Source organism: Listeria sp. ILCC792, assembly GCF_900186135.1.
GTDB classification, from domain to species: Bacteria; Bacillota; Bacilli; order Lactobacillales; family Listeriaceae; genus Listeria; species Listeria goaensis.
In genome coordinates this window covers 101,899-125,334 of the sequence record NZ_FYBO01000008.1, presented here as the reverse complement: position 1 = coordinate 125,334, position 23,436 = coordinate 101,899, and the positions used below count along the sequence as shown (strand labels likewise).

At 40.4% G+C, this 23,436-nt stretch carries 25 protein-coding genes; 9 read left to right on the top strand and 16 right to left on the bottom strand.

Going from position 1 to position 23,436, the window contains the following annotated elements:
* Both CFS60_RS09935 and pta read right to left on the bottom strand, forming a co-directional pair.
* Positions 1-3,698, bottom strand: a 3,698-nt coding sequence (locus tag CFS60_RS09935; RefSeq protein ID WP_255387563.1) for an Ig-like domain-containing protein, incomplete at its 3' end; no start/stop codon positions are given.
* A 353-nt stretch (positions 3,699-4,051) separates the two neighbouring features.
* Complete coding sequence (pta, locus tag CFS60_RS09930) at positions 4,052-5,029, bottom strand: phosphate acetyltransferase (RefSeq protein ID WP_088810498.1); 978 nt, start codon at positions 5,027-5,029, stop codon at positions 4,052-4,054.
* A gap of 285 nt (positions 5,030-5,314) precedes the next feature.
* On the opposite strand from pta, the gene CFS60_RS09925 reads away from it, so the two are divergent.
* From CFS60_RS09925 to CFS60_RS14080, 3 genes are read left to right on the top strand one after another with little or no spacing between them, the layout of a single operon-like run.
* Entirely contained in the window at positions 5,315-5,545 is a 231-nt protein-coding gene (locus tag CFS60_RS09925) for a FeoA family protein (RefSeq protein ID WP_088810499.1), read from the top strand.
* Positions 5,538-7,526 carry a ferrous iron transport protein B gene (gene feoB, locus CFS60_RS09920; protein WP_088839189.1) on the top strand — a complete coding sequence of 663 codons (1,989 nt, stop codon included), beginning with the start codon at positions 5,538-5,540 and terminating at the stop codon, positions 7,524-7,526. The genes CFS60_RS09925 and feoB overlap by 8 nt, the downstream gene beginning before the upstream one ends.
* A gap of 19 nt (positions 7,527-7,545) precedes the next feature.
* Positions 7,546-7,707: a FeoB-associated Cys-rich membrane protein gene (locus tag CFS60_RS14080; RefSeq protein WP_088815722.1), complete on the top strand. Its 162-nt coding sequence runs from the start codon at positions 7,546-7,548 to the stop codon at positions 7,705-7,707.
* 92 nt (positions 7,708-7,799) lie between these two features.
* On the opposite strand, the gene CFS60_RS09910 is transcribed toward CFS60_RS14080, so the two are convergent.
* From CFS60_RS09910 to CFS60_RS09900, 3 genes are read right to left on the bottom strand one after another with little or no spacing between them, the layout of a single operon-like run.
* Positions 7,800-8,873, bottom strand: a complete 1,074-nt coding sequence (locus tag CFS60_RS09910) for a low specificity L-threonine aldolase (RefSeq protein WP_088810501.1) — start codon at positions 8,871-8,873, stop codon at positions 7,800-7,802.
* Between the two features lie 27 nt (positions 8,874-8,900).
* Complete coding sequence (locus CFS60_RS09905) at positions 8,901-9,314, bottom strand: hypothetical protein (RefSeq protein ID WP_088810502.1); 414 nt, start codon at positions 9,312-9,314, stop codon at positions 8,901-8,903.
* A 16-nt stretch (positions 9,315-9,330) separates the two neighbouring features.
* On the bottom strand, positions 9,331-9,567 hold the full coding sequence (locus CFS60_RS09900) for a helix-turn-helix domain-containing protein (RefSeq protein WP_088810616.1): 237 nt from the start codon (positions 9,565-9,567) through the stop codon (positions 9,331-9,333).
* Positions 9,568-9,692: 125 nt separating this feature from the next.
* On the opposite strand from CFS60_RS09900, the gene CFS60_RS09895 reads away from it, so the two are divergent.
* The 3 genes from CFS60_RS09895 to hemQ all read left to right on the top strand — a co-directional run bounded on the left by CFS60_RS09895 (position 9,693) and on the right by hemQ (position 12,305).
* The gene (locus tag CFS60_RS09895) at positions 9,693-10,424 is read left to right on the top strand and encodes an NADPH-dependent oxidoreductase (protein WP_088810503.1); all 732 of its coding nucleotides are present in this window, start codon (positions 9,693-9,695) and stop codon (positions 10,422-10,424) included.
* Between the two features lie 63 nt (positions 10,425-10,487).
* Complete coding sequence (gene manA, locus CFS60_RS09890; protein WP_088825416.1) at positions 10,488-11,435, top strand: mannose-6-phosphate isomerase, class I; 948 nt, start codon at positions 10,488-10,490, stop codon at positions 11,433-11,435.
* Between the two features lie 114 nt (positions 11,436-11,549).
* Positions 11,550-12,305 carry a hydrogen peroxide-dependent heme synthase gene (gene hemQ, locus CFS60_RS09885; RefSeq protein ID WP_088839187.1) on the top strand — a complete coding sequence of 252 codons (756 nt, stop codon included), beginning with the start codon at positions 11,550-11,552 and terminating at the stop codon, positions 12,303-12,305.
* Positions 12,306-12,389: 84 nt separating this feature from the next.
* Here hemQ and CFS60_RS09880 read toward each other — a convergent pair whose 3' ends face one another.
* From CFS60_RS09880 to CFS60_RS09830, 11 genes are all read right to left on the bottom strand, one after another.
* Positions 12,390-14,807: a lectin like domain-containing protein gene (locus CFS60_RS09880; protein WP_159458304.1), complete on the bottom strand. Its 2,418-nt coding sequence runs from the start codon at positions 14,805-14,807 to the stop codon at positions 12,390-12,392.
* A 216-nt stretch (positions 14,808-15,023) separates the two neighbouring features.
* Positions 15,024-16,019, bottom strand: coding sequence for an aldo/keto reductase (locus CFS60_RS09875; protein WP_088810507.1), 996 nt, complete (start codon positions 16,017-16,019; stop codon positions 15,024-15,026).
* 83 nt (positions 16,020-16,102) lie between these two features.
* A complete protein-coding gene (locus CFS60_RS09870; protein WP_088815520.1) occupies positions 16,103-16,495 on the bottom strand; it encodes a MerR family transcriptional regulator in 393 nt (130 codons plus the stop codon).
* 121 nt (positions 16,496-16,616) lie between these two features.
* Positions 16,617-16,883: a hypothetical protein gene (locus tag CFS60_RS09865; protein WP_088839183.1), complete on the bottom strand. Its 267-nt coding sequence runs from the start codon at positions 16,881-16,883 to the stop codon at positions 16,617-16,619.
* A gap of 4 nt (positions 16,884-16,887) precedes the next feature.
* Entirely contained in the window at positions 16,888-17,256 is a 369-nt protein-coding gene (locus CFS60_RS09860; RefSeq protein ID WP_088825413.1) for a hypothetical protein, read from the bottom strand.
* A gap of 4 nt (positions 17,257-17,260) precedes the next feature.
* On the bottom strand, positions 17,261-18,061 hold the full coding sequence (locus CFS60_RS09855) for a hypothetical protein (RefSeq protein WP_369823193.1): 801 nt from the start codon (positions 18,059-18,061) through the stop codon (positions 17,261-17,263).
* Between the two features lie 83 nt (positions 18,062-18,144).
* Positions 18,145-18,525, bottom strand: a complete 381-nt coding sequence (locus CFS60_RS09850) for a hypothetical protein (RefSeq protein WP_088839180.1) — start codon at positions 18,523-18,525, stop codon at positions 18,145-18,147.
* 1 nt (position 18,526) lies between these two features.
* A complete protein-coding gene (locus tag CFS60_RS09845; RefSeq protein WP_088839179.1) occupies positions 18,527-18,928 on the bottom strand; it encodes a DUF1310 family protein in 402 nt (133 codons plus the stop codon).
* Positions 18,929-19,595: 667 nt separating this feature from the next.
* The gene (locus CFS60_RS09840; protein WP_088810513.1) at positions 19,596-19,979 is read right to left on the bottom strand and encodes a DUF423 domain-containing protein; all 384 of its coding nucleotides are present in this window, start codon (positions 19,977-19,979) and stop codon (positions 19,596-19,598) included.
* Positions 19,980-19,991: 12 nt separating this feature from the next.
* Positions 19,992-20,267, bottom strand: coding sequence for a YwdI family protein (locus CFS60_RS09835; RefSeq protein ID WP_240310301.1), 276 nt, complete (start codon positions 20,265-20,267; stop codon positions 19,992-19,994).
* Complete coding sequence (locus tag CFS60_RS09830) at positions 20,268-20,825, bottom strand: maltose acetyltransferase domain-containing protein (protein ID WP_088815524.1); 558 nt, start codon at positions 20,823-20,825, stop codon at positions 20,268-20,270. It abuts the gene before it with no gap.
* Between the two features lie 153 nt (positions 20,826-20,978).
* Here CFS60_RS09830 and CFS60_RS09825 point away from each other — a divergent pair, with 153 nt between their 5' ends.
* The 3 genes from CFS60_RS09825 (at position 20,979) to CFS60_RS09815 (ending at position 23,412) form a co-directional block, all read left to right on the top strand.
* A complete protein-coding gene (locus CFS60_RS09825; protein ID WP_088810515.1) occupies positions 20,979-21,845 on the top strand; it encodes a Cof-type HAD-IIB family hydrolase in 867 nt (288 codons plus the stop codon).
* Between the two features lie 28 nt (positions 21,846-21,873).
* A complete protein-coding gene (pdxK, locus tag CFS60_RS09820) occupies positions 21,874-22,689 on the top strand; it encodes a pyridoxine/pyridoxal/pyridoxamine kinase (RefSeq protein WP_088839178.1) in 816 nt (271 codons plus the stop codon).
* A 159-nt stretch (positions 22,690-22,848) separates the two neighbouring features.
* Complete coding sequence (locus CFS60_RS09815; RefSeq protein ID WP_088810517.1) at positions 22,849-23,412, top strand: DUF420 domain-containing protein; 564 nt, start codon at positions 22,849-22,851, stop codon at positions 23,410-23,412.
* The last annotated feature ends 24 nt before the right edge of the window (positions 23,413-23,436 follow it).

Sequence of the window (23,436 nt, the reverse complement as noted above, 5' to 3'; positions counted from 1 at the left end):
TTTCCTGTTGCAATCGTAGTGTTACCTACTTTAATAGTTACATCTGCATTCGGTTCTGCCGTTCCTTCTGCTTTTGTAGAATCAGAATTTAAGGCATTAATTGTCGTTGGCGCAATATTACCTTGTGTAACCGTAGTATTTGCACTTTCTGTTTTGCCTTTCGCTGTTGCACTTGCCGTTACGACCGTTCCAACCGCTTGTTTCGGAATAGTCACACTGTATGTGCCATCAGAAGCTACTGTTCCTGTTGCAATTGTGTTTTGTCCTACTTTAATGACAAGACTTGCATTTGGTTCTGCGGTTCCTTCTGCTTTCACAGAATCTGTTGTTAAGTTACCGATTGTTGTTGGTGCAATATTACCTTGGGTGACGGTTGTATTCGCACTGGAAGATTTACCATTCTTCGTTGCGGTTGCTGTCACAATGGTTCCGACTGCTTGTTTTGGAATCGTAATGCTGTAATTTCCGTCTGGACCTACTTGCCCTGTTGCAATCGTCGTTTGACCGACTTTAATCACAAGACTTGCATTTGGTTCTGCGGTTCCTTCTGCTTTCACAGAATCCGTTGTTAAGTTACCAATTGTTGTTGGTGCAATATTACCTTGAGTAACCGTTGTACTCGCACTTGAAGTTTTTCCATCTGCTGTTGCCGTTGCCGTTACAATGGTTCCGACTGCTTGTTTTGGAATGGTCAGGCTATAATTTCCGTCTGATCCTACTTTTCCTGTTGCAATCGTCGTTTGACCGACTTTAATCACAATATCAGAATTTGGTTCTGCGGTTCCTTCTGCCTTTACAGAGTCCGTTGTTAAATTATTAATGGTCGTTGCTGCAATAGGTGTCCCTGCTGTTACTACAGTTGTAGCACTTGAGGTTTTCCCTTTTGCTGACGCTGTTGCTGTCACACGTTCGCCTTCTGCTTGTTTTGGAATCGTAATCGTGTAGCGACCATCAGAACCTACTGTACCAGTTCCAATTGTTGCACCTGCTTGATTTTTAATGACAAGACTCGCATTTGGCTCAGCTGTTCCTTGTGCCGTTGTGGAGTCAGCTGTCAATGAATTAATCGTAGTTTGTGCAATACTCATGTCAATAACAGGTGTAGATGCACTCGATGTTTTCCCTTTTGCACTTGCAGTTGCTGTCACAACTGTTCCAGCTGCTTGTTTTGCAATTGTCATGCTGTAAATACCATCAGAACCTACTAGGCCGCTGGCAATTTGATTATTATTTTGATCTTTAATGACAATTATCGCATTGGGTTCTGCATGACCTGTTACACTTGTTGAATCTGTTGTCAGTCCGTCAATAGTTGTTTGTGCAATATTCATATCACTAACAATGGTCATTGCACTCGATGTTTTTGTTCCAACTGTTGCAGTCGCGCTTACAACAGCATTTGCTGGTTGTTTTGGAATTGTTAAACTATAAATTCCATCAGAGCCCACTTTTCCTGTCGCAATCGTGGTTTGACCAACTGTAATTGCAATGTCGGCATTCGGTTCAGCCGTTCCTTGTGCCGTTGTGGAATCCGTTGTCAACGCTTGAATCGTTGTTTGCTCAATTTCTCCTTGAGTGACCGTTGTGTCCGCACTAGCCGATTTATCTGCTTTCGTTGCTGTTGCAGTCACAATAGTTCCGACAGCTTGTTTTGGAATCGTTAAGCTGTAATTTCCGTCTGGACCTACTTGTCCGGTTGCAATTGTCGTTTGACCGACTTTAATCGCAATGTTAGCATTCGGTTCAGCTGTTCCTCGTGCCGTTGTGGAATCCGTTGTTAAATCACCAATCGTTGTCGGTGCTAGCTCTCCTTGAGTAACCGTTGTGCTCGCACTGGATGATTTACCATTTTTCGTTGCCGTAGCTGTAACAACTGTTCCAACTTCTTGTTTTGGAATTAAAAGCAGGTACGTACCATCTGAACCTACGCGACCGCTTGCTAATTGATTATTATTTTGATCTTTAATCACAATTGTTGCATTTGGTTCTGCATTCCCTTGAGCTACCGTAGAATCCGTTGTCAAAGCACCAATCGTTGTCGGTGCTAATTCTCCTTGAGTCACCGTTGTGGTAGCCGTATTTGATGTTACACCATTTTTTGTTGCCGTTGCTTCGACAACTGTTCCAACGGCTTGTTTTGGAATCGTAATGCTGTAGTGACCGCTAGCATCTGTTCTCCCTGTCGCAATCGTTGTTTGGCCGACTTTAATCGTCATGTCCGCATTTGGCTCGGCTGTTCCTTCGGCTTTCACGGAATCGGTTGTTAAATCACCAATTGTTGTTGGAGCAAGGTTTCCTTGCGTTACCGTTGTTGATGCCGTATTTGATGTTGTACCATTTTTTGTTGCCGTTGCTTCGACAACTGTTCCAACTGCTTGTTTTGGAATCGTAATGCTGTAATGACCACTAGCATCTGCTTTTCCTGTTGCAATTGTTGTTTGACCGACTTTAATTGTCATATCCGCGTTTGGTTCAGCCGTTCCTTCTGCTTTCACGGAATCGGTTGTTAGACTGTTAATTGTCGTTGCGGCAATCGCTCCTTGAGTAACTGTTGTGGTTGCCGTATTTGATGTTTTGCCATTTTTTGTTGCCGTTGATTCGACAACTGTTCCAACTGTTTGTTTTGGAATCGTAATGCTGTAATGACCGCTAGCATCTGCTTTTCCTGTTGCAATCGTTGTTTGACCAACTTTAATCGTCATATCCGCGTTTGGCTCGGCTGTTCCTTCGGCTTTCACGGAATCTGTTGTTAGATTATCAATCGTTGTTGGTGCTAGGTTTCCTTGCGTTACCGTTGTTGATGCCGGATCTGCGTTTACACCATTTGCTGTTACATATGCCGTCACAACTGTTCCAGCTGCTTGTTTTGGAATGCCAAATTGATATGTGCCATCCCCTGATACTTTCCCTGTAGCAAGTTGATTGTTATTTTGATCTTTAATAACAATGTCTGCATTCGGTTCTGCGGTTCCATTCACACTTGTTGAGTCTGTAGTTAAACTATTAATAGTTGTTCTTTCTATGTCACTTAAGTCAACTATACTAAGGTTACTAATTCGAACTGTACCAGTTGTTGTTTCCAAAGAAACGGATGTTGAATTAGATGTTGCTACAAATTCACCTGTTTGCTGTGATCCAGATGCGCCAACCCAAGTACCTGGGTTCGGTATATTCATCCAAAGAGGTAATGGATTGTATAAAGCTTGGTGTACAGCAGAACCATCATTGACAACTACCGCAACATTATTGTTCCCATCTACATTAGTTGCAGTATATGAGATTTTATAGCGATGTCCTGGAACTGTGGTAAACGCACGTCCAATCCCCATAGATTTCAACATTTGTGGTGAGCTAAGTTGTACTGAACCATTTCCTTCGAATTTAGTACTCATACTATACACGCCAAAATAATCCCAGCTATCCCCAGGATAACTATCCCAGCTAGCATATTTTGTGTCATTAATAGTATTAGCCGCTGTCCAATAAATTGGCGTCCAGTAGTTTTTATTATCGAAGTTAGCAGCAGCCCCCAACAAGTTTGTAGATGTTGACTTTAGGTTGGTTAATTTTGTTCCTTCTGATCCAGTGCTAGTGCCACTAGCAACTACATTGAACGGAAGTGCTGTTACAAGTGTAGAAGCTACCATAGTTGCTGTAATCGCGCTGATAGTCATCTTTTTTAATTTAGATTTCTTCATGTTCACGTTGTTTATTCTCCTTTTTCATGATATTTTATTGATGCAAAAGCTAGAAAGGCACACTTCACTATGCTCGATATGTCTTTCTGCAAAATTCATAATTTAAATTTCGTTTTCCTCCTTCCAGTTTCGCACTCATTCATATTAGCACCTAAAAAATAGTTAAGTTGGATATAAAAACTGTTTTTTTTCTATGTTTTTTGTAATTTTTGTGACAATTTACAAAAAACGAGCAAGTTTAGTATCAAATCCACAAAATAAACGATTGCAAAAAAAAGGTTCTATGCTTGATTTTCAAAGCATAGAACCTTTTAATTAATTTTACTTCTCTTTTTTTCATTTTGACTTAATGTTTATTTACTAACTGCTTGAGCTGCCGTAATAAGTGCAAGATTGTAAACATCTTGTGTGTTACAACCACGAGATAGGTCGTTCACCGGTGCATTTAGTCCTTGTAGAACGGGACCTACTGCCTCAAATTTTCCTAAGCGTTGCGCAATTTTATATCCAATATTTCCCGCTTCTAAACTTGGAAAGATGAATACATTGGCATCGCCTTTAATAACGGATTCAGGAGCCTTTTGCGCAGCAACCGATGGTACGAACGCTGCATCAAATTGGAATTCACCATCAAGTGTCAATTCTGGCGCATTTTCCTTCGCTAGTTTAGTTGCTTCTGCAACTTTTTCAGTTTCCTCAGACTTTGCCGATCCTTTTGTCGAAAAGCTGAGCATGGCAATGCGCGGCTTGATACCAAAAATTTGTGCAGTTTCTGCACTTACAATGGCATTTTCTGCTAAGTCAGCAGCTGTTGGTGCGATATTAATGGCGACATCGCTAAATAGGTAACGTTCCGCATCACGCACCATAATCATCGCACCAGCTACTTTCGAAATACCAGGTTTTGTTTTAATAATTTGAAGTGCCGGGCGAACTGTATCCCCTGTTGAATGAATGGCACCACTTACTAAACCATCTGCATTTCCAGTGTATACAAGCATCGTTCCAAAATAGTTTGGATCTTGTAGCAACTTACGCGCGTCTTCTTCTGTTGCTTTTCCTTTACGACGTTCGACAAAGGCTGCCACGAGTTCATCAAATAATGGATCCGTTTCTGGTGTTTTCACTTCGATTCCGTCGACTGAAACACCAGCATTTTTTGCAGCTTTTTCAATTTCTGCTTTTTGGCCTAATAAAATAGGAGTAATCGCACCTTCTTCGGCAAGGCGTGCTGCTGCTCCAACAATTCGCTCATCTTTTCCTTCTGGAAGGACAATACGAACTCCTTTTCCAGCAACTTGTTCTTTAATACTTCTCAATAAATCGCTCATTTCCTTTTATTCCTCCAATTTCACACAAATTCATTTTCTTTTCTTATCATACTATAAAATGTATGAAGTTAACAGGAAAAGCCATAAAAAAACGGATTTTTGCGTCATTTATCTGTACTACAATTTTTTCTAAACTGTATGAATTCTAGAGAGTTATTTTTACACTAAATATCGCTTTCTTTATATTTTTTTTAAACAACCATTTACTTTTTGAGATATTGTGATAAAATGAACTTAATTGATAATGATTCTCAAACTCATTTTGAACGATGGGAGGAACGATGCATGCGACTCAATGAACTTTCAACCGGCGAACGCGGTAAAATTTCTGCTTTAAATGTTTCCAGCTCTATGCTCAAAAGACGTCTGCTGGCGCTTGGTTGCATGGAAGGCTGCGAACTATGTATGAAACAAAAAGGCTTTTTAGGCGGTCCTTGCACAATTGAAACAAAAGGACAGTACATTAGTATTCGAAGTTGTGATGCTTGCGAAATCGTGGTGGAACGAAATGGCTAATACATATTGTTTACTCGGAAACCCTAATACTGGTAAAACATCGCTTTTTAATGCGCTGACTGGTTCATACGAATACGTCGGCAATTGGAGTGGCGTGACTGTTGAAAAGAAAGTCGGCACATTAAAAGCGGAAAAAGGTAAGCTCATTGATTTACCGGGCATATACGATATTCATCCTATCTCGCGTGACGAAACTGTTGTAACGCGTTTTTTAATAGAAGAAAAATTTGATTCGATGTTAAATATTGTTGATGCAGCGCAAATTGAGCGGAATTTAAATTTAACGATTGAATTGCTCGAATTTGGGGCGCCTGTCGTAATGGGACTCAATATGGTCGATGTGGCGCTAGGCCGTGGGATCAAAATTGACATTCCGAAACTGGCGAGGGCGCTCAAAATACCGGTTTTGCCCGTCATCGCACGCTCCGGCAAAGGGACAGAAGAAATTCTTGCCACACTGACCGACGAAAAAGCCACGCGAAATCATTCGCTAAAGCTACCTTACGCAAAACCAATCGAACGGGCCATTCAAGACCTTTCTGCTCTTTTGGAAAACACGGCTCCGCGTAAGCATTTGCGCTTTTTCGCGCTCCAATTTCTCACTGCCAATCCTGTGACCGAAAAGCATATTCAAGATGAGCCTTTTTATTCGGCGGCCGTACAGATTCGTGAGGAAACGGCGATGAAACTTACACGCAGCATTGAAAGTGAGATACTCGAAACTAGACGTGCTTTTATCCAAGATATTTGTGTGGAAGCGGTCACCTACACGGGAACTAACGTGTCACTTTCAGATAAGCTTGACCAAATTGTGACCCATCGTTTTTTCGGCATTCCCATTTTCCTTGGTATCATGTGGCTGATTTTTCAAATTACATTTACATGGGTTGGCGTGCCGCTCTCTGATTTGCTTGACGGGTTTTTCAGCGGTCCACTAACAGATTTCACCACGCAATTTTTGGCGTCCTTGGGTACAAGTCATTTTTTAATTGATTTAATCACAAACGGTATTATTGCGGGTGTTGGCGGTGTGCTCGTGTTCGTTCCGCAAATTTTGGTGATTTTCTTCTTTATTTCGCTGCTTGAAGATTCTGGCTATATGGCGCGGATTGCGGTTGTGATGGACCGGATTATGGAAATGTTTGGGCTAAACGGCAAAGCCTTCATTCCGATGATCATTGGCTTTGGCTGCAACGTTCCAGGCATCATGGCGGCTCGCTCCATCGAAGAATCCAAAGAACGTACATTGACGATTTTGATTACACCATTTATGTCGTGCTCTGCGAGACTTCCCGTCTATGCGCTATTTGTCGGTGTTTTCTTTGCGCAGTATCAAGCGCTCGTCGTGCTCTCGCTTTACGTCATTGGCATTGTGATGGCGCTTCTCATGACTAAAATTTTATCCAAAACGCTACTTAAAAACGATAATTCGGTTTTTGTCGTTGAACTGCCACCGTATCGTTTCCCTTCATTCAAAACGCTATGGCGCAGCACATGGGAAAAAGGCAAAGGTTTTTTGAAAAAAGCAGGCACGTTTATTTTTGCTGGTTCGGTCATCATTTGGTTGCTCAATTACGCTGGCCCAGGCGGGTTTGATGTTCCGATGGGCGAAAGCTTTCTCGCTATGATTGGCGGCTTTTTAGCGCCTCTTTTGGTTCCCCTCGGTTTTGGCACTTGGCAAGCCGGCGCAACTTTAATTCCGGGGTTTTTAGCTAAAGAAGTAGTGGTTTCAACGATGGCGATTATTTATTCAGTTGGAGAAGACAGCCTTGGGAGCGTTGTTAGCGCATTTTACACTCCGCTTTCTGCCTACTGTTTCATGTTGTTCATCTTGCTTTATGTCCCCTGCCTTGCGACTGTTGCGGCCATTCGGAAGGAAACGGCGTCATGGAAATGGACTGCATTCGCAACGCTCTATCCGCTATTAACTGCCTACGTAATTGTTCTTCTTGTGTATCAAATTGGAAATCTATTTATTTAAGAAAGGGCTTGAATGTGCTATGGCTATTTTTGTTAATCTTTTGCTTGGTGGACTTATATTCGGTTATACGATTTTTGCCCTTGTTCGCTTCACAAAAAAGAGCAGACAAGGAAAATGTGCAGCTTGTGAGCTTGAAAAAACATGCGAGTCTGAAAATGAGCTACCCACACATCTAAAATAATTTTTCCTATGAGAAAATGCTAAAAAGCAACACTTTTTCCCCTTTGAACTTGGAGAGAAAGGTTGCTTTTTTTTGTAAAATTTAAAATATGATTAGCGAAGTTCGGAAAACAATTCGTCCAGCTGGTCATTTGGGATTTCCAAATAGGCGTCACCTATCGGGATTTCAAACGTGCATGTGTGACTTCCTTTTTCAAGCAAATAGCCGGTCACACCAATATCGGTTTTGGACTGGGCAATCGCAATTCGCTTCGCCACATCTGCTAGCGGCGCATCAAATTGCACGTGGAACATATTTGAAACGGGGATTTCTGGAATGGTTTTCACATCTGTAAGCGCATTGAAACGAGCGGCAAGCTCCTTCGCTTTTTCAAAATACAGCGCCATTTTAGTTTTGCGTTTTTCAAAATAGTAATCGGCCGATAAAATGTACGGGTACAAACTGATTAAATCCCCACCGTAACGCCGTTTCCATGCTTTAGCTTGCTTGAGAAAATCAGTTGGGCCAGCTAAAATTGCGCCGGCAATGCCGCCTATGCCCTTATAAAAGGAAATGTACACGGTATCAAAAAGCGCACAAATTTCGCTCGCTTCTTTTTGGTAAAAAGGCAATACTTCAAAAAGGCGTGCACCATCTAAATGTAACGCAATGCCGTTTTGTTTGCAGTATTCGGAAATTTGAACGAGTTCTTCAAAACTTGGTAGTTGCCCGCCAATTTCCCTTTGAGGAAGCTCGAGTAAAACGCAGGCTACTTTTTCACCCAAAGTTTGAATGTCTTCAAGTGTTGGTACGCGGTCTTGTTCGCAAAGTAGCGCGGTTTCAATATTGTGAAGCTTTTTCAAGCCGTCTGCCTCATGGATTTCCAGATGAGCGAGCGGGTGATAGGCAACGCGCGGTATGTTTTTTTCATCCGCCCAAATTCTAAGCGCAATTTGCTGTGCCATCGTACCGCTTGGGAAGAAAACTGCTTGTTCCAGACCTAAAACCCCTGCCATTTTTTCTTCAAAATTTGAAATTAACGAACCTGTACCGTAAATATCGCTCGCAGTTTCCCCGTCCACATTTGCGATGACTTCTTTTAAAACGGAGATGTCTCGTGGCCCATTATTGGCTAATTTAAAAGTTGTTTCCTGATAAGTTTCTTTTAAATAATCTGGTTTTTCCACTTCCAGCCCTCCTTTTAAAATTCAATTTTATTCAAAAAACTGCAAAGTGTAGCCATCAATTGTTTCTACTTGGCAGAGCTTTGTTTCAAAATCGGCGGCAGCGTGTAAGGTGACTTTCTCCCAGCCACTGTTTATGACGTGAGCGTGCAGTTTTTCGATGCCTTGCACTTTCATGAAAGCGACGGTACCGCCTTTTGGTTCGCCGTATAAAAGATGGAAGCCAGTAAATGGCGCGATATGTAGGCTTTCAAATTCACGCGGGAGGTCAAACGCACAGCCATATGTGCCGCTTCCATTTTCGTCGCGCTCATCAATTTCGCAGTACCAACCGAGTGTTTTGGTGAACCAAGCGATGGTTTCATCCATGTTGGCGGTGTAGTAAACAGGACCGGTTTCCTTTACTACAAACCCTCTTTCTTTAAATTTATTCCAATCTTCCATGGTTTCATCCCCTTTTTTAATGTTCATACGGGCGATATTTTTTGCGTAATTCGGTCTGGTTTGCCAAGCGAGTTTCGATATCTATTCGGTGGAACAGTAGGACATTTCCTTTGCGAATGTGCGGAATAATGTTGCGTTTCGCAAGAGACTGTATGGCTTGCTTCGTTACGCCTAAAAATTTAGCGGATTCTTCTGAAGTTAAAAATGTTTCTTCTAAAAACAGCCGATCTTGTTCTTGTTTGCTTATTTCCAAGACGTTCACACCCTTTCTCTCTTCTAGTGTAGAAAAAATTGGCATTTTTTTCAAGTATAGCGTTAACATTTCGCTTGAAGAAAGCTATACTTGAAGAAGAAATTGATTTTGGAGGAGGATTTAATTTGAATAAAGTCATTGAGCAAATGTTAAGCCACCGTTCGATTCGCAAGTACATACCTGGAAAAAGTATTCCTGAGACCGATTTAGATTTAATTATCCGCGCGGCTCAAAGTGCACCATCTTGGATTAATGGGCAACAATATTCCATTGTCGGGGTAAAAGACGCTGCACGTAAACAAAAGTTAGCGGAGCTGACGAAAAATCCATATGTGGCGGAATGCTCCATTTTTCTTGTATTTGTTGGGGATTTTCATCGTGCCAATTTGGCGAGCGCGAAATATCAGACGGCATTTAATGCGAAAAGCGACGAAGACTTACTGCTTGTTGCCGCAACTGACGTTGGTTTAGCTTGTCAAAACGCGCTAACGGCGGCTGAAAGTCTTGGCTACGGGACGGTTTGTATTGGTGGAATTAGACGTGAGTTTACGGAGGTCTCCGAATTTCTTGGGCTACCTGAAATGGTGATTCCAATTGTCGGGCTTTGTGTGGGCTATCCGGATACCGAATCCGTAATCCGACCTCGTTTACCTAAAGAAGCTGTTTATTTTGAAGAAACCTACCAAACAGACACTTTACCGCTGCTTGAAAAATATGATGTAACGATTATTCCTTATTCCGAACGTGAAGGTTCTATTGGCTATACGGAACGCATTGCTAAATTTTATGCGCAACCTTATTTTACCGGCATTCCAGAAGGGTTGAAAAAACAAGGATTTTTAGGCGGAAATAAGTAGCATTTAACTTTTAATTGGTATATACTTTTGTAGAGATTACATATTTAACCGAGGAGGTTCACGATGAAAGAGGCTTTATTTTTAAACCCTGTTTTTCAAGACCGCATTTGGGGCGGCACAAAACTGCACGATTACTTCGGATATGATATTCCGTCTGACAAGACTGGCGAGGACTGGGCTATTTCTGCGCACCCGAATGGTCCATCCACTGTCAAAAATGGCGAGTTTGCTGGGAAAACACTCATCCAACTATGGACAGAACATCCGGAACTTTTTGGAAATCCGAAAGACCCAGTTTTCCCCCTACTAACAAAGATTTTGGATGCAAATTCGGATTTATCCGTGCAAGTTCACCCGGACGACGCGTATGCGAAAGTGCATGAAAACGGCGAGCTTGGAAAGACGGAATGTTGGTATATTATTGATTGCGCGGAAGGCGCGGAGCTGATTTACGGGCACCATGCGAAGTCTAAAGATGAATTTGTGAAAATGGTTGCGGACGGCGAGTGGGACAAGTTGCTACGCAAGGTGAAAATCGCGCCGGGCGAGTTTTACTATGTTCCAAGTGGGACGATTCACGCGCTTGGCACTGGCACGCTAGTTCTTGAAACGCAACAAAGTTCGGATACAACTTACCGTGTGTACGATTATGATCGTAAAGATGCGGACGGCAACACGCGCGAGCTTCATCTAGAAAAAGCCATCGACGTCACAAAAATTCCGCATCACGATGCATTACTTGATATTCAGGTTGAAAAACGAGACGGAGTAACCGTTACGACTTTTGTGTCAAACGACTTTTTCAGCGTTTACAAATGGGAAATTGACGGCACTGCGAGATTTGATGCGACGGCGCCATATACGCTTGTAAGCATTTTAGACGGCGCTGCTGCGCTTACCATTGACGGGGCTGAAACGCCTGTTAAAAAAGGCGACCACTTTATTTTGCCAAATGCAATCAATTCGTGGGCGCTAACTGGGTCAGCCACAGCAATTGTATCGACACCTTAACACTTCAAGCGGCTGGAATTTATTCCAGCCGCTTTTTTCTAAAACAGAAAAAAAGACTTTCGAATTTGGCTATGATACACTTATTTTAGTGACATAAGAAAGGTGTGAAACCTAATGAATGAAGCAGTAAAAACATTAGATGGTTGGTACTCTTTACATGATTTCAGGGCGGTAGATTGGACGTCTTGGCGAGAAACTTCTACGGCTGACCGCGAACGGATTTTAACGGAATTTAGCACATTTTTAGCGAATTTAGAAGTGACAAAAAACATTGGATCTGGCGAACAAACGCTGTATACGATTTTAGGGCAAAAAGCTGATTTTGTATTTTTTGTTCTTCGGGAAACTTTAGAAGAATTAAATGCGGTGGAAAACGAATTCAATAAGCTCGCGATTGCGGATTATTTAGTCCCTACATATTCCTATATTTCAGTTGTGGAGTTAAGCAATTATTTAGCCTCACATATGGCGGGTGACGAGGATCCGTATCAAAACAAACATGTCCGCGCCCGGCTTTATCCAAAATTACCGAACAAAAAACATATTTGCTTTTATCCGATGAATAAAAAACGCGATGGTGCGGATAATTGGTACATGCTCCCGATGAGCGAGCGCCAACAACTTATTCGCGATCACGGTCAGATTGGCCGCAGTTACGCTGGAAAAGTGAGCCAAATTATTGGCGGATCCATCGGCCTTGACGATTACGAATGGAGCGTCACTTTGTTTGCGGACGATGCACTTGACTTTAAGCGAATTGTCACGGAAATGCGTTTTGACGAAACAAGTGCACGTTACGGCGAGTTTGGCGCATTCTTCATTGGGAATTTATTGCCGCATGAAGAGATTGAAAGATTTTTTATGATTTAATAAAAGAAGCAAAAATCAGGTGAACAAGCCATTTTCCATGGTTATCACCTGATTTTGCTTCTTTTTTTGTTCATTATAATTTATTTATTTTTGTGGTGCGATAAAATTTGTGACTGTATCAGAATCATAAAAATAACGATTTAATTTTACATTTTTACTTAAATCCAGTTCCGTTAAAAGATTCCGATGCAAATAAAGTTCATAGAGTTCAACATTATTCCGCAAATCAATTTTAGTTAGCTTATTGTACTCTAGATATAGGAATTTCAATTTAAGATTTTGACTAAGATTTATCGAAGAAAGATTGGCATTGTTTAAATGTAGCGTCCTAAGATTAGGCAATCTTGATAAATCAAGTGAGCTTAGTGAAGGGGTATGTTGCACATCTAAGAAGTCCAGTTTAGGCAGGTATGGTAACGTCAGTGAATAAACTGGGTTCGCTCCCATACTAATCCCCCTTAATTCGGTATTATTGCTCACATTAATAGTCGTCAACTTGTTATTATGAATCCAAAGATTACTCAATTTAGTATTTTTACTAACGTCTAGATTGCTTAACTGATTTCCGCCAGCAACAATATATGTTAAGTTCGTATTCTTACTAACATCCAACTGTTGGAGCTTATTATAACTTAAGGAAAGATAATCAAGCGCTGTGTTCTGGCTTAAATCAAGATTTGTCAATTGATTCTTATACAAATTAATTCGAACTAATTTTTTATTCTGCCTTAAATCAAGTGTAGAAAAATTATTATTTCCCAAATCTAAATAGATTAAATTTAGATTCTTACTGAGATCTATTTTTTCAAGTTTTTCAGTTCCCCCATAAAAGATTAAGTGAGTTAGATTATTTAATCTTTCAATCCCTGTCGCATTGGAAACTTTACCATCTACACGTAGTTGCGTAATTTTACCAGCATCCTCCGTAGTAAAATTATCTTCTACAGATTTATTCAACTGCCGAGCAATTTCATTTGCTAAATCCGCATCTAAAAAGACATCTTTAATTTTTTCTTGGGTATTGTTTGTAGTTGTGTAGACGTTTGTGTAAAAATTACGAGCTATTTTGTCATCCCAAATAATCGGTGAAGAAGCTTCATACCAGCGCATACTCGCTTGATTAGTGGAGATTGAGAAGAAACTTGTTCCAGATTTCACAGAATTACGCGGATAACTTACTTCTTCGTGATTGGACATCGGGATTGGCAATGTTGAAACTCCACTTGGTAGCGAAAACTTAATCACAACCGCATACTTATCATTACTTGTGATTGGTACAGGTTCACTTAATTTAATTGTTTCAAAACCAGCGTCTGCCTTTACTCCTCTTGCAACAAGCTTTAAGTTAGTGAATGATTTATCCGAACTGTTTGGATTAATATAAATTTCGTACGGTGTATCATATTGAAGTGTATTAATCGCAATCGCTTCAATGGATTCTTTTGAATCATTAGGTGCATCAAAAACATTGGCAATGTACGTATCCGTTGTTGAAGTATACCAACCGGTCAGTGCAAATTCTGCCATAGCAACCATATTATCGTAGTTCTGGCTCGTTTCCATTTGTTTTGCACCGTACATAACAGAAGTTAAGATATAAGCATCTTCATAAGACACATAGTAGTAACCTTTATCCCCCCAATTGGTTCCCCAGCTATTTCTAACAATAAAGGCCCCATTATTTTGAGGTCTAACATTTGACTTGAAATTTTCTTTACTATAATTATCATCATATCCAACAATTAAAGTAGAATGATCAATGGTAGTATAGTCACTTTTAGGTACATATACTGCGCTTGTTGTACTATTTATATACTCTTGAAGATATTGTCCATCCGCCTTCCACTGGTATGTGAGTCCACCATTTTTCACAAGATGTTCTTTAATTCTTTTCACCTTTTGATTTTGCTCTTCAACACTTGCTGTTACATAAAGTCCTCCAATCAGATTTATTCCTTGTTGATGAATAAGTGGCTTTTCAGATAAAACATTTAAAGAAGGTAAATACGATGCATTCGTATTATATGGCATTTTATTTTCAGAAACTGGTAGCTCCCAATTCATCGCTTCGTAGAGAGCCATAGTCTCAAGTCCTCCACCGCCTAAAGTACGATTATATGCTTTTGGGTTATTTCCAATTATTCCGTCTGCATCTTTTGCCGAATAGTAGTCCGTATAAAGTTCAGAAAGGTCATAGGGTACGCCAAACTGTTTTAAAGCAGCCGTTTCAATAGAAGCATTTGAAGAGAACGACCAACAAATGTTTCTTGTTTGCTGATCTTTAACTGATGTGTCTCCTCCAGTTAAACGAGGATCATACTTAGTCGGTAAAGGCGTTGACCTAAGTAGTTGTTTTGGTTTAGGTTGCTCATAAACCCCTATTGGATCTTTTAATGATCCTGTTGGATATTCCCTCGCATCAACTTGGTTTCCTGGCAATAACAAAAATAAACTTGCAAAAATAAAACTAATTCCCGCTAACAAACGTAAAAACTTTTTCATAGTCTCCTCCTTAATTGTATTTTCCATGTTGTTTCTGTCTCTTTTTCTCCCTTTCCATATTATTCTGCCAAAAGAATACTTCAAGCAGTCAATTTACATTATAATATAAAAAATAAAATTCTGAAAGTTATTTTATAAACAAGTCTGATTTTTATGCAAAAATGCGAGATTCTAAACACTGAACCTCGCATCATTACTATTTATAAAATTATTTGTCTATTTTTGATTTGGAAGCGCCCCAACAACTGGATGAGGTATATAATGTTCCTCTAAAAATGCCATATCTTCTGATGTTAGTTTTAAATCTAGCGCCAAAACAGCACTTTCTAAATGCCGTTCTTTTTGTGCGCCCACAATTGGTGCGGTGATTTCTGGTTTATTCAGCAACCATGCTAACGCAATTTGGTCGCGCGAAACCGCGTATTTATTCGCCAGTTCGGCGACGCGCTCAATAATTCCGATGTCCGCTTCCATCATGCCATCATATTTAGAACTTTGAATCGTATCAGTCGCTGAACGCTCCGTTTTTTCGGAAACATCACGCGTAAGGCGACCAGATGCTAGCGGGCTATACGGCGTTAGCGCTATGTTTTCATCTTCACAAAATGGAATCATTTCCCGCTCTTCCTCACGATAAATTAAATTGTAATGATTTTGCATGGATACAAATTTAGTCCAGCCGTTTCTTTCTGCGATGCGTTGTGCTTTTTGGAATTGCCATGCGTACATGGCACTGGCGCCAATATAGCGGGCCTTTCCAGCCTTCACGACATCATGCAAAGCTTCCATCGTTTCTTCGACAGGCGTAAATTGGTCGAAACGATGAATAATATAAAGATCAACATAATCGGTTTCTAGCCGTTTTAGGCTATGGTCGATTTCAGTTAGGATTTCTTTGCGAGAAAGTCCACCACTATTTGGTTGCCCCGGGCGCATGGTTTGATGCACTTTTGTCGCGAGAACAACATCGTCGCGATTTGCAAAATCTTTCAGTGCACGCCCAACAATTTTTTCGCTTTCCCCAAAAGAGTAAATGTTTGCCGTATCAAAAAAGTTGATGCCGAGGTCGAGCGCTTTTTTGATGATTTGGCGGCTATCCGTCTCACCAAGCACCCATTTGTGAATCCACTTCTCTGCATCACCAAAGCCCATTGTACCTAGACAAATTTTTGATACGTCCATACCAGTATTACCAAATTTCACATACTCCATTTCGACTCCTCCTTTACTCCCCTATCATAAAGCTTGAAGTGAACTCTAAGTCAAGCGTTTTTGTAAAAAAAATAAACAAAATTTCAAACCCTATTTACTTCAAAGCTCCGCAATTTGTTTTCCGCAGCTCGCACATGTCCATAATTTTCTAATTTAAACTGCAAACGGCTTATCGCCTCTTGAAGCTCCGCGGCTTTCGCTTCTAGTTTTTCTTTTTGCTCTTGGATTAAAGCTATTCTCGCGTCAACCGTCGAATCACCTTGCCGGAATAACAATAAATACTCTACCAATGACTCAATCGACAAACCAGCTCTCCGCATCTGCCGACTAAAGACAATCCAACGAATGTCGTCCTCGTCAAATTCTCGTATTCCATTCCCATTCCGCTTCACCGGCGCAATCAAACCAATTTTTTCGTAGTACCGAATTGTGTCCGCTGAAACACCTGTCACTTCACTTACTTTCTTAATATTCATCGGCTCATCTCCTTCTCCCATTTAGTTTATCGCATTTGCTACCAGTTTCGTCAACTGATAGCAACTATACCTATAAAAGTTATTTTTAACATAAAAAAAGCGGTCGCTCCCCGCCAACGCTTCAAATATCGTTACATTTATTTCTAGTGTTTTCTAGTGCTTTTTGTGCTGCTTTGAACCAATTACCTTTAATAGCACTTTTAAGTTTCTCTATATGTTTCTTGTCATTATTTTTAAAGGTTTCCGTCTTTTCTTTTTCCGCTTCTTTCGTCAACTGTTCCCGATTTTCAGCCGATGCAACTGCGTGACTTGCTGTAAAGGTAGTAATAAGTGATTTATCTAGTTTCTTTCTCGCATCGCCTAACATGTCCCCGATTGAGTTGCTCATGTTGTCATTCCTCGCTTTCTCTGTCTATCTTCATTAAATTATCTTTAAAGCATCCTATATCTTTTCTATACTGTGCTTCTATATCTTCCCGTTGTGCCTCAATCTTCTCTAATTCCTCACGCATCATATGAGTAGCTTCGTCATGTGTACGAGTTATCATATTGTATCCGTGTGAAAGCGGGGGAATCGTTTCGGGGGCATAGTTTGAAATCATAAAACGTAAACGTTCGGCTTTTACATCTAGCGTTTTTAAAAATTGATTGCCAGCATGTCGCATGTCTTCTTCTACTGCTTCTAATCGCCTCATTTGTCGCTTGTAATCGTCTTCTATATCGTCTATACGTTGCATGATTGTCCTTTTTGATAATTCCAAAGTCTCATCCCTCCGCGATTTTCCGCGCTAATTCTCGATCTTTTTCTAGCACTTCATTAATTGCCTGTTGAATTTGATTAATTATATCATTATAATCCTGTTCGATTTCTTTGAGTTTCCCTAGCTTTTTAGTACGTTTTGCGATTGGCTTAAGCTTTATTTTTGCCTCTGTTGCCCCACCGTCCGAAAGCGCGCCGATAATTTCAGTTTCTGATAGTGAGTCCCCTAAGCTTCTAGCATCCGAGTGCGTTTTCTGCCAAAGTTCACTTGCGTTTTCCATATCTTTTTTGTATAGTTTTTCCAGTTCCTCACACATTTGCTTTGCTTCCATTTGCATTGTTCCAACACGGATAAACGCTTCTGATGCTTCAAGGTACTTTTCTTCTGATGATGACAAGTCGCCACCAGCTCCTAATTTTTTCTTTAGTTTTGCAAGATTTTTCAGACCTTCCGCTTGAAGTATTGCGGCTTTTTTTCTGTTCCCTGCTTTGGTTAGTTTTAAATTTCCATTTTTGTCAAATTGATAACCGCCCCACATATGTTGCTTGCCCATATCCCCTACATCTTTTCCATCTACAAATAACACATTTCCTATTGTAGGTTTATTCTCCCCGTAACCTAGCGCAATCAAGTCAAGTTGATCGGTATAGATGAATCCTTTGTTAGAAGCTGTGAAAGCGTCTGCTATTTTCTTTTGGTCGGCATTTAGAAGATTATAAACATTAGGACATTGATAAAGATATGCACCTGTTATTCTTTTAAGTTGCTTCTTGCTTAGGTTTGCGACTGCGTATTGTCCGTTCATTCCACCAAGTGAATGTCCATATATATTAATTTTTGCATTCGGATAAGTTTCAAGCGTTTTTTTCAAAGTATTCGCTGAACTTTTTAACTGTGGGGTACCTCCCCTTTTCCCACTAAAACCATTGCTGCTGCAGGAACATCATTCTGCAACCAATCCGCTGCAAAGTCGTTATTCACTTCAGGTGCGCCCCACGATAGTTCATTAGGGGCAGTGGAGCCGCGGTATAAAACAGTTACTTCTTTAACTTTCTCACGTTCTGAGAGCGAGGAATTGGCTGTTACTTTATTTTTCCCATTAGTAACTATGTATGTTTGTTCGCCTGTTGCTTTGTTGTTCACTTTTTCTGAAAGTGTACCTATTTTTCTTCCCCCGTCGATTTTTATAGGCTTTCCAACGTCCATATTTTTATTATACTGCTGTTTTGCAATCTGAACTCGGTTCTTTTCTGTGAGCATAGTTGCCATTTCAATTCCCTTCTTTCTCTAAAAGCCTTTCTAGTTTTTCAGAGGTTCCACCCGCATCATCGCTTAATTCACCTCTATCACTATCTTTGCTTAATATAATATCGATTACTAAGTCGCTGTCGTTGTTAATGATTAAGTTAACCATTATCCCCCCCATAGGATTTTCTTCTATACTACTATCATCAATTTTGTATATGTATATAACTCCTTCACTTGTAAAAGCTTTAGGATCATTATACATTATTGTTTTTTTATAAACTTTTTCCGCTTCTTTACTATGTACAATTTCCATCATTTCCGCTTCTTCGTTGTTATTCATATGTTTATCAACTCCCATTTTTATACCGATTACGATAGCGATTAATAGTACTATACTTATAATAATTATTGACGTTTTTTTCATTCTACCCCTCCTTTTACTCGACTAGAAAGTCTCTAAGGACAATCCACAGCCTATTCATTCTACCATGTGAACGATTATAAATACTTGCATTGAACATGATTTTAATGAAACTACAGCGCTTTAGTTAGATTCCATTCATAAAAACGTCTCTTGTTAAGCCACAAGAGACGTTTTTCGAATTCAAACAATCAGCATAAAAGTTGAAAACCAAAGTTCTGTTGGTTAATGTTATGCATACTTGTATCATAAGTTTTCACGGAATCTCGGGCTCTACGAAGAGTCAGCCTGATTTTTCTAAAATAAAACCCTCTCCAACATTATGTATTTTTCTTACTATTTCAATATACCATACACTATTTTTAGAAGCTATTGATAGCTCATTGTACTCACTTATTTTTCTACCAACTCTAGGACAACCACTCCATCCTCAAAAAATCAGCAAAAAAAGACGCCATAGGCTTAGACAAGCCGCATAGCGCCACAAAAAGGGAGTTTAAGGTAAGAAAGGATAACTTATCACTAAAAAGGGAGAAAAAGTAAATAAGTTATCGTTGCTTATGCTAATTAAATACCCCGCAAAAATAGAAATAATCCTCTTTTTTTAAATGTTTATATTAAAATTTTATGACGAAAGACTTTTTTTTGAAATAAAATGTTGGTTTCCTTTTTAAAATGAATGGTAACCGGGACGCGATTTTGCAGCTGCGATGATAAAACAAAGCCAGCCGGAAATAAAACAAACGCCGCCAATTGGTGTGATGGCTCCTAAAAACGTGATTTTAGTGATGCTCAAAACGTAAAGGCTGCCTGAAAATAAAATGATGCCTGCAGAAAATAGTATTATCGCGGCGCTAATAAGACGGCTGTTTAGTTTTTCTTGGACGACGCCGCAAATTAAAATCGCTACAGCGTGAAACATTTGATATTGAACGCCCGTTTCATACGTGGCCACGTGGCTGCCTAAAATATCCTTTAGCGCGTGCGCACCGAAAGCGCCAATCATGACGGCAAGCATCGCAAAAATGCCGCCCGTTATAAGACCATTTTTCATCGTTCTCCCCCTTTAAAAATCAAACAGCGAATCACCATTCGCACCGTCTGACATATCGAGTTTTTTTCCTTGGTTTAAAGCCGGAGGGACAGCTGGTGTACTCTCGTGCGGAATGTGCGCCGCATCATTTTGGGGCGCGACATCCGTTTTAGTTTCAGAAAGAGCCAGTTCTGTGAGAATTTTCAATGTGTGCAGATGCGCGTTTTGTTCAGCGCCGCTTAGCTCCTTCGCCTGACGTAGCTCTTCCTCCATTTTTTGAAATAACGCCTGATCTGAAACGTTCACCATTTAAACTCCTTTGACTTCTTTAATAATGCGCGCTGGGTTGCCGCCGATGACAACATTGTCGCCGAAACTTTTTGTGACAACGGTGCCTGATGCGACAACGACGTTATTGCCAAGTGTCACGCCGGGATTAATAACCGCGCGTCCGCCAATCCAGGCGTTATTGCCGATTTTAACGGGCTTACCTAGTTCGAGCCCACTATTTCGTTCGGTCGGTTCAAGAGGATGCGTCGCGGTATAAATGTGCACGCCAGGCGCGAGCATGCAATTATCACCAATATGTATTTCGCACACATCAAGCATGACGCAATCAAAATTCGCGAAGAAATTTTCGCCAAGATAAATATTTGAGCCGTAATCAACGCGGAGTGTCGGTTCTAAAAATACTTTTTCACCCGTTCCGCCGAATAGGCGTTTTAAAAGTTCAGTTCGCGCTGCTGCGTCTATTGTATCATTGATTTCGCGAATGAGTTTGCGTGCGCGTGCGCGGCCATGCGCGAGTTCATAGTTGGACGGATCATACAATTCGCCCGCAAGCATTTTTTCAACTTCTTTTTTCAAATTCTAGCACCTCTTTCCACTATACTTCACGCTTTATTATAGCTAACTTTCACGGGGGACGCAAAATGTGGCGCTTTTTAAACAAGACAACTGCATTTTTCTTTAAAAAGTGCTATGCTAGAGGAAGTGAAAACACTAGGAGGATTCTTATTTATGATTAAAGTTATTGCTTCTGATATGGACGGTACGCTACTAAATTCCGACATACGTGTTACTGAGGAAAACGTAAAAGCGATTGAATTTGCAAGATCTAAAGGCGTCCACTTTGTTTTATGTACGGGGCGGATGTACGATGATGCGATGTCGCTTATTCACAAAGCGAATTTGTACGCGCCGGCCATTTGTATGAACGGCGCAGAAGTGCGCGATGAACACGGTAAAATTTTGTTGCAACATACGCTCGACAAAGATATTTCGAGAAAAACATTTCAAATTCTTTCTGATTTAGGAATGTACACGGAATTGTTTACTGATATCGGGCCGATTTCGACAAACAAAGAGCAAGGTAAAGAATTTTTGATTGAAATGTATCGCAAAATGCATCCTGACAAGCCCGTTCAATCGATTAGCGAGCAAATTGAGGAGCGCTTTCAAGCGAAAGACGTTCATGAAATTACGGATGTCAATCGGGTTTTTGAAAACGAGGAGATGAACATCTTGAAATTCATTTCGTTCTCGCCAAACCCTGATATTTTAACTCGAGCAAAAAAAGAACTAAGTGTGTCGAATGAACTTGCGATTACTTCTTCTTTTTCTGACAACATTGAAATCACGAATCGCGCGGCCCAAAAAGGCATTTCGTTACAATATTATGTGGAGCGCCTCGGCGTTTCGCTTGAAGAAACATTTGCGATTGGCGACAATATGAACGACCTTTCGATGATTAAAATGGCAGGTTACAGTGTGGCGATGGGCAACGCAGAGCCGGAAGTCAAGAAACGCGCCAAATATGAAACCACCACCAATGATGAGCACGGGGTTGCGGAAGCCATTTATAAAATGCTCGAAGCAAATGATTAATTAATGATTAATTTTGGAGGAATTTAAAATGACGATTAAAAAAACTTTAACTGTTGCTGGTTCTGATTCTAGCGGCGGCGCTGGTATCCAAGCTGATTTAAAGACATTTGAAGAATATGGAACTTTTGGATTTTCTGCACTCACAACGATTGTGACGATGGATCCAGATAACAACTGGTCGCACGGTGTGACACCTATTGATGCTAAGCTTGTGCGGGAGCAGCTCAAAACGATTTTATCGGGTGGTCCTGTTGATGCAATGAAAACGGGGATGCTAGGCTCGGTGGACATTATTAAAGCGACTCGCGAAGCCATTCTTGCACACGATTTAACCAATATTGTCATTGATCCGGTGATGGTTTGTAAGGGCGAGGACGAGCTTATTCAGCCGGAAAATGCGGCGGCGATTCGTGATTTATTGCTGCCGGTTGCGACAGTGACAACGCCAAACTTATTTGAAGCGGGGCAGCTTTCTGGTCTTGGAAAACTGAAAACGGTTGAGGATATGAAGGCGGCGGCTAAAAAAATTCATGAACTTGGTGTAAAATATGTGGTCATTAAAGGTGGCAAAGCGCTTGAGAGCGATAAAGCGATTGATTTAATGTACGACGGCAATGATTTTACGATTTATGAAGTGGAAAAAGTTAACACAAACTATAACCACGGTGCTGGTTGTACGTTTGCGGCGGCGATTACTGCTGGTCTTGCGAAAGGTTTGTCTGTTCCTGATGCGGTTGCTAAGGCAAAAGATTTTGTTACTGCTGCTATTCAAGGCGGATTTGCTTTGAACCAATTTATTGGCCCGGTTTGGCACGGGGCTTATAATAAAGCGGAAAATCGTTAAATTGTAAGGCTTAATTTCTATAGCTAAACGAAACGTAACAAGCAAAATAGACTGATGACAAATGGTGAAGATTGCCGTTTATCAACAGTCTATTGTTTTTTTATTTGACGTAATCATGTATAATGAATTTGAACTTATTTTAAGGGGGATTTATTTTACATGGAGCAAAATAAAGAGAAATTAACGCCTGCTGCAACGGATAAAAATTATTTTTGGCCAATTATGATTTTTTCTGCTGTGGCTGTCATTATTATTTTATTACTTTTCTTTTCACCAATTGGTTATCAAGGTGCCGTTCATTTTGACTTAACAATTTTCCCAAGAATGAATGCGATTTTTAATAGCTTCACTTTTGTCTTCTTAGTTATTGCACTTTGGGCAATCATTGTGAAGAAAAATATTAAATTGCATCGTGGCTTCATTTTAGCTGCTTTTACTTCAACGCTATTTTTCCTCGTTTCCTATTTAACATTCCATTTTCTTTCGGCTGAAACGAGTACATTTGGTGGGACTGGCTTTGTTCGCCCGATTTATTTCTTCATTCTTATTACGCATAGTTTTCTTGCTGCGGTTGTTGTGCCACTTGCGCTGTTCGCGCTTGTCTGGGGCTGGACGATGCAAGTTGACAAGCATAAGAAAATTGTTCGTTGGACGATGCCAATTTGGTTGTATGTTAGTTTAACTGGTGTTTTAGTGTACTTATTTATGGCGCCTTATTATTAAAATAAAGGACGTAGCCACTTGGCT